Origin of the sequence: Geotalea uraniireducens Rf4 (assembly GCF_000016745.1) — a bacterium.
GTDB lineage: Bacteria > Desulfobacterota > Desulfuromonadia > Geobacterales > Geobacteraceae > Geotalea > Geotalea uraniireducens.
In genome coordinates this window covers 2,523,023-2,538,312 of sequence record NC_009483.1, presented here as the reverse complement: position 1 = coordinate 2,538,312, position 15,290 = coordinate 2,523,023, and the positions used below count along the sequence as shown (strand labels likewise).

General features: G+C 51.6%; 13 protein-coding genes. All 13 read left to right on the top strand.

What is annotated here, in order from left to right:
- Positions 1–216 precede the first annotated feature (216 nt).
- The 13 genes from GURA_RS11045 to GURA_RS10985 all read left to right on the top strand — a co-directional run bounded on the left by GURA_RS11045 (position 217) and on the right by GURA_RS10985 (position 15,270).
- On the top strand, positions 217–447 hold the full coding sequence (locus GURA_RS11045) for an exodeoxyribonuclease VII small subunit (RefSeq protein WP_011939063.1): 231 nt from the start codon (positions 217–219) through the stop codon (positions 445–447).
- A gap of 36 nt (positions 448–483) precedes the next feature.
- On the top strand, positions 484–1,377 hold the full coding sequence (locus tag GURA_RS11040; protein ID WP_011939062.1) for a polyprenyl synthetase family protein: 894 nt from the start codon (positions 484–486) through the stop codon (positions 1,375–1,377).
- A complete protein-coding gene (gene dxs / locus GURA_RS11035; RefSeq protein ID WP_041245406.1) occupies positions 1,377–3,251 on the top strand; it encodes a 1-deoxy-D-xylulose-5-phosphate synthase in 1,875 nt (624 codons plus the stop codon). The genes GURA_RS11040 and dxs overlap by 1 nt, the downstream gene beginning before the upstream one ends.
- Before the next feature lie 142 nt (positions 3,252–3,393).
- On the top strand, positions 3,394–3,684 hold the full coding sequence (locus GURA_RS11030; protein WP_011939060.1) for a J domain-containing protein: 291 nt from the start codon (positions 3,394–3,396) through the stop codon (positions 3,682–3,684).
- A gap of 15 nt (positions 3,685–3,699) precedes the next feature.
- Entirely contained in the window at positions 3,700–4,965 is a 1,266-nt protein-coding gene (locus tag GURA_RS11025; RefSeq protein WP_011939059.1) for a peptidase MA family metallohydrolase, read from the top strand.
- 193 nt (positions 4,966–5,158) lie between these two features.
- Positions 5,159–6,361: a sensor histidine kinase gene (locus GURA_RS11020; protein WP_198134549.1), complete on the top strand. Its 1,203-nt coding sequence runs from the start codon at positions 5,159–5,161 to the stop codon at positions 6,359–6,361.
- A 47-nt stretch (positions 6,362–6,408) separates the two neighbouring features.
- Complete coding sequence (locus GURA_RS11015; RefSeq protein ID WP_011939057.1) at positions 6,409–7,851, top strand: sigma-54-dependent transcriptional regulator; 1,443 nt, start codon at positions 6,409–6,411, stop codon at positions 7,849–7,851.
- Positions 7,852–8,405: 554 nt separating this feature from the next.
- On the top strand, positions 8,406–8,768 hold the full coding sequence (locus GURA_RS11010; protein ID WP_041245404.1) for an STAS domain-containing protein: 363 nt from the start codon (positions 8,406–8,408) through the stop codon (positions 8,766–8,768).
- Entirely contained in the window at positions 8,765–10,888 is a 2,124-nt protein-coding gene (locus GURA_RS11005) for a chemotaxis protein CheW (RefSeq protein ID WP_011939055.1), read from the top strand. Before GURA_RS11010 ends, GURA_RS11005 begins: the two co-directional genes overlap by 4 nt.
- A gap of 44 nt (positions 10,889–10,932) precedes the next feature.
- Positions 10,933–11,424, top strand: coding sequence for a chemotaxis protein CheW (locus GURA_RS11000; RefSeq protein ID WP_011939054.1), 492 nt, complete (start codon positions 10,933–10,935; stop codon positions 11,422–11,424).
- Between the two features lie 31 nt (positions 11,425–11,455).
- The gene (locus tag GURA_RS10995; protein ID WP_011939053.1) at positions 11,456–13,213 is read left to right on the top strand and encodes a methyl-accepting chemotaxis protein; all 1,758 of its coding nucleotides are present in this window, start codon (positions 11,456–11,458) and stop codon (positions 13,211–13,213) included.
- 29 nt (positions 13,214–13,242) lie between these two features.
- Entirely contained in the window at positions 13,243–14,121 is an 879-nt protein-coding gene (locus GURA_RS10990) for a CheR family methyltransferase (protein WP_011939052.1), read from the top strand.
- Between the two features lie 60 nt (positions 14,122–14,181).
- On the top strand, positions 14,182–15,270 hold the full coding sequence (locus tag GURA_RS10985) for a protein-glutamate methylesterase/protein-glutamine glutaminase (protein ID WP_011939051.1): 1,089 nt from the start codon (positions 14,182–14,184) through the stop codon (positions 15,268–15,270).
- Positions 15,271–15,290: the final 20 nt, after the last annotated feature.

Sequence of the window (15,290 nt, the reverse complement as noted above, 5' to 3'; positions counted from 1 at the left end):
GATTGCATGATCTCCGGAAGCAGGGTCGCGTGCACATGATAGAGCCGCCCGGATTGGCAATTGCTGACGGGCGGTTTTTTTATCTCGATTAAACCTGAATCTGGTGAACTGCTTTTTTGATATGCGCATCAATCGATTCCGCGCCATGCAATTCTTGACTGATACTAACTAATCTGTATAATAGCGGTTTATTTTAGACGGAGAAAGAGTACCTTTATGGCAGTGGAAAAGTTTGAGACAGCACTGAAAAAGCTCGAAGAGGTGGTCAAGAAGCTGGAGGGTGGCGAGCTCCCCCTAGAGGATTCTCTGAAGGCCTTTGAAGAAGGGGTCAAACAGGCCGCCTTCTGTTCAAAGAAACTGAATGAAGCGGAAAAGCGGGTAGAACTGCTGCTTAAGCAGAAGGACGGCAGTTTTGCCAGGGAAGAGTTTCGCCTTGACGACGAATAACCGGCAATCCAATATTACTGTGAAACGAGATAGATTATGGACTTGAAAGCCTATTTGAAAGAACGTTGTACCCTGGTTGATGAAGCGCTCGATCGTTTCTTGCCGAAAGCCGATGAGCTCCCTTTTTCTCTGCATAAATCCATGCGTTATTCGGTTTTTGCCGGCGGCAAGCGAATTCGGCCGATACTGATGCTTGCTGCCTGCGATGCGGTCGGTGGGGACATTTCTCTGGCAATGCCAGCTGCCTGCGCCATGGAGATGATTCATACCTATTCGTTGATTCATGATGATCTGCCGGCCATGGATGACGATGACTTCCGCCGCGGCAATCCCACTAATCACAAGGTTTTCGGCGAGGCAATCGCCATATTGGCCGGCGACGCCCTCCTTACCGAAGCCTTTATCCTCATGAGCAGAGTAGAGCCAAGCGCTTCGCTGCCGCCGGAGGCGGTTTTACGGGTCATTCAGGAAATATCGCACTGTGCCGGGTCTCACGGCATGGTCGGCGGACAGGTCGTGGATATGGAGAGTGAAGGGAAGGCCGAAATGGATCTGGCAACGGTGCAGTATATTCACACCCATAAGACCGGCGCCCTGATCAAGGCATCGGTAAAAGCTGGGGCCATACTCGGCGGTGCTGATGAAGCAAGGCTGGCCTCCCTCACCACGTATGGGGAGGCAATCGGCCTGGCGTTCCAGATTGCCGACGACATCCTCGACATCGAAGGGACCACCGAAGAGATCGGCAAGGATGCAGGCAGTGATGAAGCGCGGGGGAAGGCAACCTACCCGGCGGTCATGGGCCTTGCAGAGTCGAAGAAGCGTGCCGTGGAACTGGTTGACATGGCGCTGGAGTCGTTGGCTGGCTTTGACCATCGGGCCGATCCGCTCCGTGACATCGCAACCTATATCGTTAAACGGAAGTCGTAATGGGAAACATATTGAATACAATTGACGGGCCTGAGGCGTTGAAAAAGCTTTCGCTGAAGGAACTGACCATCCTTGCCGGAGAGTTGCGCGAAACCATTATCGCCACCTGCGCGACCAACGGCGGGCATCTCGCTCCAAGTCTCGGCGTGGTGGAACTGACCATTGCGCTGCACCGGGTCTTTAATTCACCCAAAGACAAGATCGTCTGGGATGTGGGGCACCAGGCCTATGCCCATAAGCTTTTGACCGGTCGCCGGGAGGCGTTTAAAACCCTGCGCACCCTGGGAGGGATCAGCGGATTTCCGAAGCGTGCAGAATCCCCCCACGACGCCTTTGACGTCGGGCATTCCTCCACCTCCATCTCCGCGGCGCTCGGCATGGCCCTGGCCCGTGACCTGAAGCAGGAGCACAACAAGGTCCTGGCCGTGATCGGCGACGGTTCCATGACCGGCGGTCTTGCCTATGAGGGATTGAACCATGCCGGGCACCTGAACAAGGACCTGGTGGTAATCCTCAACGACAATGAGATGTCCATATCGGAAAACGTGGGGGCGCTCTCCAGTTTCCTCTCCCGCACCATAACCAACGAATTCGTCCACAAGATCAAGAAGGATGTGGAGGGGTTCCTGGAAAACCTCGATGGGCTCGGACGCGGCGTGCTCCAGGTCGCCAAGCGCGCTGAGGAGTCTCTCAAGGGTCTTTTCACGCCGGGCATGCTCTTCGAGGCCTTCGGCTTCGAGTACGTTGGTCCCATCGACGGTCACAATGTCGAGCTTTTGATGGAAACTCTGGAAAACGTCAAGCGTTTTGACGATGCGGTGCTGATCCATGTCCTGACCAAGAAGGGAAAAGGGTATGCGCCTGCCGAGGCGAACCCGTCGCTGTTTCACGGGGTAGGCCCCTTTGACGTGGCAACCGGCAAGGTGCTGAAAGGAAAGGGCGGGGCTGCCTCATACACCTATATATTTGGCGAGGCGATGAAAAAGATCGCTGAAGACAACGACAAGGTTGTCGCCATAACAGCAGCCATGCCGGACGGTACAGGACTGTCCGGTTTCGCCGCCAAGTATCCTGAACGTTTCTTTGACGTGGGGATTGCCGAACAACACGGCGTCACGTTTGCTGCCGGCCTTGCCAGCCAAGGATTCAAGCCGGTCTTCGCCGTGTATTCTTCCTTCTTGCAGCGGGCCTACGACCAGGTTTTCCACGACGTCTGCCTGCAGAATCTCCCGGTGGTGTTTGCCATCGACCGGGCCGGGGTTGTGGGTAGCGATGGCCCGACCCATCACGGCGTGTTCGACCTGTCGTACCTCCGTCATCTCCCTGCCATGACCCTGATGGCGCCCAAGGATGAGAATGAGTTGCAGCACATGCTCCAAACCGCGATCAACCATGACGGCCCGGCAGCTGTCCGCTACCCGCGCGGCAACGGCTATGGCGTGGCCATTGACCAGATATGCAAGGATATCCCCATTGGTAAAGCGGAGCTTTTGCGCGATGGCATCGACGGCGCCGTCCTGGCGGTCGGTACGATGGTCTATCCCGCCCTTGAAGCCGCCGAAGCACTTGCCGGCGAAGGTCTAAACCTGGCGGTAATCAATATGCGCTTCATTAAGCCGCTTGACAAGGAGATGATCCTGTCCATGGCGGAGAAGACGGGAAGGCTCTTTACCATTGAGGAAAACGTCCTGCAAGGGGGCTTCGGCACGGCAGTGCTGGAGCTTTTGGAAGGGGAAGGTTTAGATAATGTTGCGGTGACGCGCTTTGGTTTTCCCGATTGCTTTATCGAACAGGGAGAGCAGCCGGAGTTGCGAGCCAGGTACGGCCTCGATGCTTCAGGGATCGCCGCACGTATCAGGGCGGCGCTACATTAGGAGAAGCCGGGGCAACCCGGCTTTTTTTTATCGATCCCCTGTATATCATCCATGTTCATCAGTGGTTAACTGCTTTTCAGGTTAAACGTTGAGAGGTGCGAAGGTGCAAGCATTTCTGCCGGCAAATATGGTATAGTAGATCATGACTTTTCAGGAACTGCAAAACGCCTTGAAGATATTCGGATTCACCGGCCGGGTTACCCTACGGGAGATCAAAAAGAGACATCGAAAACTGGTGAAGACTTGTCATCCTGATACGGGAGAGCAAAACGATCCGGAGCAGATAAGGCTGGTAAATGCTGCTTACGGGATCCTCCTGGAGTATGCGGAGGATTTCAGGTTTTCATTCACGGACGAGGAATTCCTGGCGCAGAATCCTGAAGAGCGTATCCGCTTGCAGTTCGCCGATGATCCTCTGTGGGGCAGTAATTAATTGCGAGGCATGCTGATGCAGAAAACACATTATATCTCCCTCTCTGCGCTCCTTATATTGTTCCTCACCCTGCTAACTTCGCTGCCGGTCTGTGCCAATGATCCCTTTGTTCACAATGATTATGCCCTGGAGCTTTTCAACCGGGGCGAATACGAAAAAGCCCTGGAGCAGTTGCAAAAAGCGTACAGCTTTTTCCCCTATGACGAAACCCTGCGGAAAAATCTGGCTGTGACCTATATGTATGTCGGCAAGCGGGAGATGGAAGCGAACCGTTACATGGAGGCTGCGGACTATTTTGATCATGCCCGAGAATTGGCTCCTGACAACGTTGTCTATGGCACGATGCGTGGTATTGCCCTCTATCTGGCGAAAAACTATGACGCTGCAAAGTATGAATTTGAGCGGGTTCGTGGGATCAGCGGCGATACCGTCGACATCCTCTATTACCTGGGACGGGTTTACTATGATACCGGTGAGCTTACCGCTGCGATTGAATGCTGGGACAAGGCATTGGCTTTGGATCCGAACAACAAGGCGGTGCGTGAAATAGTGGAGAAAGTCCGCAGGGAAGCGGCGGTCGAGTCCCGGATGGGCAAGGAGCACAGTTCGAAGTTTGAAATTTCCTATGATGCCGAGGTTACTTCCAGCCTGGCCGGCGGGATACTCGACATACTGGAAAGCGCTTATAATCGGGTTGGATCGGATCTTGATTATTTCCCTACGGCACGCGTTCCCGTGATTCTCTATACCAAAAAGGATTACCGGAACGTGACCGAAAGTCCCGACTGGTCAGGCGGACTTTATGACGGTAAAATCCGCTTGCCCATCGGCGGTGCGACTGAGCTCACTCCGCAACTGAGGGCCATTCTCTTTCATGAATATGCCCACGTGGTCATCCATGAGCTGACCAAGGGGAATGTTCCAACCTGGCTTAATGAAGGATTGGCCGAATATGAGGGGCGCAGGGAATTGAATCCTCCCATGGCCGAGCTCGGGAAAGCGGCAAAGCATCGAGGTTATCTCACTTTTCCTGCCCTGGAGGGGTCATTTGGCGCCTTTAACAACAGGCAGGCTGCACTGGCCTATCAGCAGAGTTACTCGATGGTGAATTACATGATCGGCGCCTATGGCTGGTACAACGTGAGGGAGATACTGGTAAACCTCGGCAAGGGAATGCCTGTTGATGCTGCCATCAAAAAAGCGCTGAACGGTTTCAGCCTCGACTACCCGGGTGTGGTGGTTGAATGGCAGGCTTATATGCAAAAAGAGTTTGGAAAATAGCTTTGTTTAAGGGTGGCAACTGCATTACCCTCCGTTGCTGTCTTCAATCCATTATATTTATTCATGTGAGTAGATAACCACCGTGTATCACACTTGCCGGCAAACGCGGATTATTTCCGGATTGATTCGGCAATGTGATACGGCAGTGTTCTTTGTTTGTCTTTTGTGGAGCATGATGATGTCTCGTTTCAACTTGAAAACCAAAATCACCGAGCGTAAGCAGATGGAGGAAAAGCTGCGGGAAAGTGAAGAACGATTTCACCAGATATTTGAACAGAACGAAGACGCAATTGTTCTGTTTAAGCGCGAAACATTTGAACTTATCGATGCAAACCCGGCTGCGGAGGCACTTTACGGTTATTCGCGCGACGATCTTCAGCGTCTGGGACCGTGGTCTTTTATCGAACCGGGCGACTATCAACTGTTTGTACAGGCTGTTCCCCGTCAGGAAAGCGTTAAAAACTTTATTATCGACAGGTTGACATGCATCAGGAAAGATGGCGCCAAGTTTACCGTTGCGTTGCGGGGAAAGATTATCAGGTTACGGGATGTCGAGGTGGTATATTGCTCCAATCGTGATATAACCGAAAAGCTTCGCATGGAAGAAGCGATGAGAACTTCCCATGCCCGGCTTATTCATGCCAACAAGATGACTTCCCTCGGCATGTTGGTTTCCGGCATTGCCCACGAGATAAATAATCCTAACAACTTCATTTCATTTAATTCTGCACTGCTTGCCGAGGCCTGGAATGATGCAACTCCCATATTGTCGGAATACTATCAAGAGCATGGCGAATTTACGCTGGGGGGGCTGCCGTTTTCGGAAATGCTCGAGGCTGCGCCAAAGCTGTTTTTGGGTCTCAGCGAAGGTTCGCGGCGGATCAACGCCATTGTCAACAACCTGAAGGATTTCGCCCGCGAAGATACCAACAGTGTACACGGCAGTATCGATATCAACAGGCTCATTCAGGATGCATTTTCGATTCTCAGTCATCACATCCATAAGTTTACCGATAATTTCAAGCTCTCTCTGGCGGAAAAGCTCCCGCCCGCCAAGGGTAATGCTCAGCAGATAGAGCAGGTAATCATCAACCTGATCATGAATTCACTTCAGGCCCTCCCAGATAAATCAGCCGGCGTCCGGGTCGGGACGGCATTCGAAGACGGCTCGGGATGCCTGATTATTACAGTCCGGGACGAAGGCAAGGGAATGAATAAAAAAGTGCTGGAGCGCGCCATCGAACCGTTTTTTACCACCAGGCTTGAGCAGGGGGGAACCGGTCTGGGCCTCTCCATCTCTGCCTCGATCCTCAAGGAACACAATGGCTCACTGGAGTTCGAGTCAGCTCCGGGGAGAGGAACTACCGCCACGGTTAAACTGCCTCTGGCACTATAAACTCCCAATCTTAATCATCAACCTGCTTTCAGACAGGAGTATTGCGAATGAAAAACAAAGCCGGGATTCCCTTTACCATTCTTCTTGTGGATGACGAAGAAGAAATATTGTTCAGTACCGGCATAACGTTGCGCAGTGCCGGTTTCAGCAATGTTTCGACTGTAAACGACAGCCGGCAGGTTATGCAGTTTTTGAACAAACAGGAAGTTGCCGTTATTGTCCTCGATCTGAATATGCCGTTTATTTCCGGGTACGAACTGCTGAAGGAAATTGCCGTCTCGTTCCCGCAGATACCGGTCATTGTCATGACGGCGGCAAACGAAATCGAGATGGCTGTGGCGTGTATGAAAGCGGGAGCCTTCGATTATTATGTCAAGCCGGTGGAGAAGGACAGGTTGGTGTCGAGCGTAAGAAAAGCTGCGGAAATGCACTCGTTGCGCAGCGAGGTTTCATCCCTCAAACAGCATCTCCTTACCGACCGACTGGAACATGAAGACGCTTTTGCAGCAATAATTACCCGGAGCAGTAAGATGAGGGGCATATTTCATTATCTGGAAGCCGTTGCCGGGACTGGCCAGCCCGTTTTGATCTGCGGCGAAACCGGCGTGGGAAAAGAGCTTGTCGCCAGGGCTGTGCATGAGTTAAGCGGCCGGAAAGGCGCCTTTATTGCTGTGAATGTGGCTGGTCTCGATGATCTGATGTTTTCCGATACACTTTTCGGCCACAAAAAAGGGGCATATACAGGGGCCGACCAGAAACGTGATGGTTTGCTGCTGCAAGCCGGCGACGGAACCTTGTTCCTCGATGAGATCGGCGATATAAACGAGGCTTCGCAGATTAAGCTTTTGAGGCTTTTACAGGAACAAGAGTATTATCGGCTGGGCTCCGATCTTCCGATGAAAAGCGGCGCCCGCCTGGTTTTTGCCACTAACTGCGACCTGCAGCAGATGATAACGGAGCATTCGTTCAGAAAAGACCTCTATTATCGTCTCAGAGCCCACCAGGTGCAAATCCCGCCACTGCGAGAGCGTCCTGAAGATATCCCGCTTCTTCTCGATCACTTCCTGGAAACCGCGGCAATCGCTTTGAACAAGAAAAAACCGACCCCTCCACCAGAACTGGCGCACTATCTGGCAGCTTATGATTTTCCCGGTAATATCCGCGAGTTTCAGTCGATGGTCTTTGATGCCGTAACCAGGCATCAGAAGGGGATGTTGTCAATGGATTGCTTCATGCCGATGATCGCCATGAAGCAATCCATCGGCAACAAACACCCGTCCAGTGGCGCAGCTGTCTTGTCATCTCCTGTGGATGTTTTTCATGTTAAACAGGGGAACTTCCCCACATTGAAAGATGCAGAGGTATTTCTCATTGACCAGGCTTTGCAGCTCGCCAACGGCAATCAGGGGATAGCCGCGTCCTATCTCGGCATAACCCGCCAGGCTCTCAATAAGCGGCTCAGCAGGAAATGCGACGATGAGCAACCATAAGCAAACCCTCCTCCCTACTGAAGAACAGCCGCTAACATCCAAAACGGCAGTCAGCCGTTGAACCTGAAAACGGCAGTTGGACACGGATCTGGACGGATTTACACGAATAAATCAAGGACATATTCCGGTTTCAGGTCATAACCTTTCGGGTCTTTTGTTCTTGATCTTCTAAATCCGTGAAAATCCGTACAAATCAGATTTGATCCGTGTTCAAATGCTTTTTCAACGATGAACGCTAATGCCGCAATTCGTGAGATTCGCGCTCAATCCATCCCGTTTCAATCCCCTTTGAACTCTCCCCGTTTCCATCTCATCATACCCATGCGACATTGGTTGCACCTGCAATTTTTTTTGCAGCAGGATAACTCACTGAAGTAACGTGATATTTGGATAAAAAGTATTTTGGGCCAGCAAAAATCGTCGTATCGGTCCGAAAGACGCCATACTGTTAACATGCTGATATTACATAGTATTATATGTATACAAAAATGGCACTATTGCTGCTAAAGGATAATCATCAAAAGAAAATCATTACAAGGAATGGAGGGTGCTTTATGTCGGAATCAGCAACCGAGAGAATGTCCATCAAGCTCTGCGGCAACTGGTCGATCACGGGGGTAACGGACCAGTTGAAGTTTTTGAAGATTCAATTGCAATCGCTGTCTTTCTCAAATGCTGCCGATACTCGCGCTTCCTCATGTCCAATGGAAAACGACCCTGAAATCGATATGAAGGATGTTGATCAGATCGACCTGAGCGGCTGTCAACTGCTTGCTATCTGGTTGCGCCATGTAAAATTGCTCGGTTTAAGTCCGGTGTTGATCAATGTCCCGGAAGAGTTCAGGCAGAACATCCATTTTCTCGGTTTCGGCAGCGAGTATGATTGCATTCTCGATGATGCGAAGGTGCATTCATGACTGACGCCATATCCAATGACCTGAGCAGGTTTAACCAGGTTTTTTTCGAAGAGAGCGCGGAGCACCTGACGGAGATGGAGCGCATTCTTCTTGAGCTTGATCCGGATTCGCCGCAGGAAGATGATCTCCATGCCATTTTCAGGGCTGCGCATTCCATAAAGGGGAGTGCGGGGATCTTCGGATTCACGGATATGATGATCGTTACCCATGATCTAGAATCTCTCCTCGACCGGGTAAGAAATCACGAACTCACCCTTAGCAGGACCATGATTGATGCATTCCTGGAGGCTGGAGATGCGATAGCCATGCAATTGGCAGGGCATCGAGATGGTTCCGCGGTCGATTTGCCGATAATTGAAGAGGTCTGTAAAAAGCTTGAGGCATTTATCTCCGGGACAAGCGATGCTGCCGTTGATGCGGGCAGCGGACTTAATCTGTTTTCCACGTTGTCTGATGCAGATGCGCCATCCGGCGTGGCGGCACATTCAAACTCCATTGCCGGATACGAGATAGATTTCGAGCCGGCTGAAGATACGTTCAAGCGCGGCGTCCGGTTGGAGAACCTCTTCTATGAACTGGCCGATCTGGGTGAATTACAGGTGTCGGCCGCCATTGATTTTGCATCCCCACTCAGCGAACTTGACCCGGAAAATTGTTATACACGCTGGCATCTCATCCTTGAGACTGCGGCAGGAGAAAACGAGCTTCGGGACATCTTCGAATTCGTCGCCGAAGAAAACGAGTTGAAGATAAGAGTAATATCTGAAACCGGTACGGCCAAAGTTTCCGATAGTACCGCAGAACCTGGCCAGGAACATCGGGGTAACGGCGTCATGGCTGTTGCAGAGGCTGGCGTGCCCATGAATACGCAAGCCTCTGTTCCCGGAAGAAGAGCCTATGACCGTAATGAAACGGATGCAGGGGCTTATGGTCGCCGCGCCGGTGAGAGCGCAGAGGGTTCTTCAATTCGTGTCGGCGTCGCGAAGGTTGACCAATTGATCAACCAGGTCGGCGAACTGGTCATTACCCAGTCCATGATGTCCCAGATTGTCAGTGAACTCGATCCCGTCCTGTTCGAAAACATTCATCGCGGGCTTATGCAACTGGAACGCAATACCCGCGACATGCAGGAAAGCATCATGTCGATACGGCTGGTGCCGATCAGCCTTGTTTTCAGCAGGTTCCCCCGCCTGGTCAGGGATCTCTCCGCGAAACTCGGCAAGCTGGTCGAACTCAAAACTTTCGGTGAAACAACCGAGCTCGACAAGGGGCTCATTGAAAAAATTGCCGATCCACTGACCCACCTGGTGCGCAACTGTCTGGACCATGCCATTGAATTGCCGCACGTGCGTAAGGCAGGAGGTAAGGATGCGACCGGGACGATCACGATGCGCGCAGCCCAGGTGGGGGGAAGAATCGTCATCGATGTTGCAGACGACGGCGCAGGTCTCAACCGCGATAAAATCCTTAAAAAAGCGCTTGAACGCGGACTTGACGTTGATGAGACGATGCCTGACGAAGAGGTTTGGCATCTCATATTTGCGCCGGGCTTTTCAACCGCCGATACCGTTACCGATATCTCGGGCCGCGGGGTGGGGATGGACGTGGTGCAGAAAAATGTCCATGCCATGGGGGGACGCATCCAGGTTGCCTCTGAACAGGGCAAGGGATGCAAATTTACCATCAGTCTGCCGTTGACGCTGGCGATACTGGACGGTCTGTCGGTTGCGGTCGGGAAAGAAAAGTTCATCATTCCCCTCAACTCGATTGTGGAATCGCTTCAACCACTTGCTGACGATATCAAAATGATAAGCGGCAGGCGGGTCGTGCACGTGCGCGGAGAATATCTGCCGTTGCTGCCGCTTTACGAGGTTTTCAATCTGGAAACACCGATTACAAAACCTGAGGAGGGGATTCTTGTGCTGATCGATGCTGAAGGGGAGAGAGGCGCCCTGATGGTGGACGAATTGATCGGAGAACACCAGGTTGTAATCAAGAGCCTTGAAAATAATTATCGTAAAGTGGAAGGAACCGCGGGGGCAACAATTCTCGGTGATGGTCGAGTGGCATTGATTCTGGATGTTGGTGGGCTGTTACAGGTGGGGAAAAATGCGGGTTGAAGAAAACGAAGTGAGAGCTTGAATCATTACGGGGGGCAATCATTATGCAGATAGAACAGATGACATCGGGCAGAAGCGCTGAATGCTGTGCAAGGGAATTCCTTACCTTTTCTCTCGGCCGGGAAGAATATGGCATGGACATTCTTAAAGTACAGGAAATACGTGGTTACGACGCTGTTACCCATATTGCCAATGCACCGGAATTTCTGAAAGGGGTGATCAACCTCAGGGGGGTTATTGTTCCGATCGTGGACATGCGGATCAAGTTCAGACTGGGACAAGTCGCATACAACGAGTTTACCGTGGTCATCATCATGAACGTGCTTGGCCGGGTTGTCGGCATGGTCGTCGATGGTGTTTCGGATGTGGTGGAGTTGGGACCGGAGCAGATCAAGCCTGCCCCCGAACTCGGCTCAGATCTCGATACCCGGTACATAACCGGTCTCGGCACGCAGAACGGTCAGATGCTGATCCTGATCGACATTGAAAAATTAATGAGCAGTTCTGAAATGCAACTTATGGATAACGCGGCATAACATCAATAAAACATAAGAAAGGTGGTACACAATGGGCATCGCAAAATTTAAAGACTGGAAAATCCTGTCGAAAATTCTGAGCATCTCAATTGTCACGATCGCGCTCCTGGTTTCCGGAATCATGTTTTATGTTCTTCCTTTATTCGGACAGAAACTGATGTCTGAGAAGATGGCAGCCACCAAGAGCGTCGTGGAAGTAGCATATACAATGATAGAGGGTTTTCAGGCCAAAGCAAAATCCGGTGAACTGCCGGTTGCGGAAGCCCAGAAGAGGGCTTTGGAGGGTGTACGAAACCTCCGTTACCAGGGGAATGAGTACTTCTGGGTCAACGACCTGGAACCAAAGATGCTGATGCATCCCATAAAGCCCGAACTTGACGGAAAAAATGTTTCAGACCTGAAAGATCCGAACGGCAAACAGATCTTCATCGAATTCGCCAAGGTGGCAAAAGAGAAGGAAGCAGGCACCGTGGAATATATGTGGTCCAAGCCGGGCGCCGCGAAACCGGTCGACAAAATTTCCTACGTGAAACTGGTCAAAGGTTGGGACTGGGTTGTCGGAAGCGGCATCTATGTGGATGACGTGCAGGCTGAAATGTCCAAATTGAGGTGGCAGATAATTATCGCGACATTCCTTTGCGCACTATTTATCTTCGTTTTCGCATATTTTGTCGCCAGTAGAATAAAGCTGGCGCTGAATGAAGCAATCGGTGTTTCAGAGCAGATTGCCGCCGGCAACCTCACCAACATTATTGAAGTCAAGAGCCGGGATGAAACCGGCCATCTGCTGGAGGCGTTAAAGGAGATGAACGGCAGTCTGGCGCATATTGTCGGTGAAGTGAGAACCGGTGCTGATTCCATAGCCACGGCAACTGAACAGATTTCGGCCGGCAATACGGATCTATCACAGCGCACCGAAGAACAGGCGTCCGCCCTTGAAGAAACGGCATCGAGCATGGAAGAACTGACCTCCACAGTTAAGCAGAACGCAGATAATGCCCAGCAGGCAAATCAACTGGCAGTGACCGCCAGCGACGTGGCCGTGAAAGGCGGAGACGTGATCGGCAAGGTGGTCACTACCATGGAATCCATCAGCGACAGCTCCCGGAAGATTGCGGATATAATCGGCGTAATCGACGGCATCGCATTCCAGACCAACATTCTCGCCTTGAATGCGGCGGTGGAGGCGGCCAGGGCCGGAGAGCAGGGTCGCGGTTTCGCTGTCGTCGCCAGCGAGGTGCGCAATCTTGCCCAGCGAAGCGCTGCCGCTGCCAAGGAAATCAAGGCGCTGATCGAAGATTCCGTAGGCAAGGTGGAAGCCGGCAGCAGGCTCGTTGAAGATGCAGGCAGAACCACTCAGGAGATAGTAACCAGCATCAAACGCGTTGCCGACATCATGGCGGAAATATCTGCCGCCTCCATGGAACAGAGCAGCGGGATAGAACAGGTCAATACGGCCATAACCCAGATGGACGATGTGACACAGCAGAATGCGGCTTTGGTGGAAGAAGCTGCTGCCGCAGCAGAGTCATTGAAAGAGCAGGCGCGCAGCATGGTAGACGCGGTAAGCAGGTTCAAGCTGAATGATTCCGAGCAGAGTCCGCTAAAGCGCGTTGAAGTGAAATTAAACAATCAGACATCAGCGCAAGCTCCGGCCAACAAAAGCATTAACCAGATAAAAAGGCCTGAGAAGGTCAGGGTGGCAAATGGATATGGCAAAGCAGCTGGACCAGGAGAAGTAAAATTACCGAAGGTTGTGGGCCTTGAGGAGGATTGGAAAGAGTTTTAAGCGCTGTTTTGTCGAAAGGGGGGAGCGAAATGTCTGTGTGTTCAAATATTTTGAACAAACGGAATTATGAAGCGGAGAGCAGGGGTGACCTGGAAAACCGGCAATTTCATTATACTTCGGCAGACTTTAACACAATTCGTGAGCTGCTCTACAAAAGCGCCGGCATTTCGCTCAGCCAAAACAAGCGGGATATGGTTTACAGCCGGTTGGCGAGACGATTGCGGATCACGGGAGTAGAGTCGTTCAGAGAGTATATCGGTCTATTGGAGGATAGCGGCAACCAGGAGTTTGAAGCGTTCATCAATGCCCTGACGACCAATCTGACGTCATTCTTTCGCGAACCCCATCATTTCCCGATTCTTGCGCAACATCTGGGAAGTATCGGCAGGAGGCGGTCCATCAAGATCTGGAGTTGCGCTGCATCGACCGGCGAGGAGCCGTATTCGCTGGCAATGACGGCGGTTGAGCACTTCAACAGCTTTAATCCGCCCGTAACTATTTTTGCAACTGACATCGATACCAATGTTCTGGAAAAGGCCGAACAAGGGGTTTATCCGATCGAACATGTGCAAAAACTGTCCCCCGGCCAGTTGAAACGTTTTTTTCTGAAGGGCGACGGGAAGTGCGCCGGCTTCGTCAAGGTACGTCCCGAGCTGCAGAAACTGATCACCTTCAGTCGGCTCAATCTGCTTGATGAAAAATGGTCGCTTACGGAAAGGTTCGATGCCATTTTCTGCCGAAACGTGATGATATATTTCGACATTGAAACCCAGTACAACATTCTGAAAAAGTTTGTACCGTTATTGCAGCCCGATGGGCTGTTATTTGCCGGGCATTCGGAAAGTTATCATCATGCAGGAGACCTTTTCAAGATTCGTCAGAAAACAGTCTATGTCCTGAATAAATGATTTCCGACCGGAAGTTCGGGGTGAGAAACCAGATTTCATGGACATGGGCAGGATAGGCATATGACAATCAAAGTCTTAATCATTGATGACTCGGCATTAATACGAAGTCTACTGACTGAAATCATTAACAGCCAGCCGGATATGGAGGTGGTGGGTACCGCCCCGGATCCGTTGATTGCCCGAGAGAAGATCAAGGAGCTCAATCCGGATGTCCTTACCCTGGACGTTGAAATGCCGCGAATGGACGGGCTGGTATTTTTGGAGAAGCTGATGCGCCTTCGTCCGATGCCGGTAATAATGGTTTCCTCTTTGACCGAAAAGAGTTCATTTATTACATTGCACGCCCTGGAGTTGGGAGCGGTTGATTTTGTGACCAAACCCAAAATTGACATTGCCCGCGGCATAAATGACTACGCCGAAGAGATCAGCGCCAAGATTCGAACTGCCGCAAAAGCCCGTATAATGAAACTTAACCGTAGCCATACCCATCTTTCCGTAGAGAGGAAAAACAGCGCCGATGTTGTGCTGCCGTTTATTAGCAGGTCCATTTCGACTACGGAAAAGATCATCGCAATCGGCGCCTCAACCGGCGGCACTGAAGCCCTCAAGGAACTACTGACGACGATGCCGGCCGATTGTCCCGGCATCGTCGTTACCCAGCACATGCCGGAGGCATTCACAAAAACCTTTGCCAAAAGGCTGGACAGTCTCTGTAAGATCAGCGTTAAAGAGGCAGAACAAGGGGATAGGATCTTGCCGGGTCATGCCTATATTGCGCCTGGAAACATGCATATGATGGTATCCCGCAGTGGCGCAAACTATGTCATCCAGCTCTCTGACGGTCCACCGGTAAACCGCCACAGGCCCTCGGTCGACGTACTGTTTCGTTCTGCGGCGAATTTTGTCGGCAAGAATGCCATAGGCATTATCCTGACCGGGATGGGGGATGACGGGGCTGCCGGCATCTTGGAAATGAAGGAAGCCGGTGCATACACCATTGCCCAGGATGAGAACAGTTGTGTCGTTTTTGGTATGCCGAAAGAGGCTATCGCCAGAGGCGGCGTTGCTGCTGTCGTGTCGTTGCAGAACATAGGCCGGTGTTTGTTCGACCATTTTACAGCTCAGGGTGGCCGGGCCTTCAGGGTTTGAAACATACGGCGTTCGTGAAA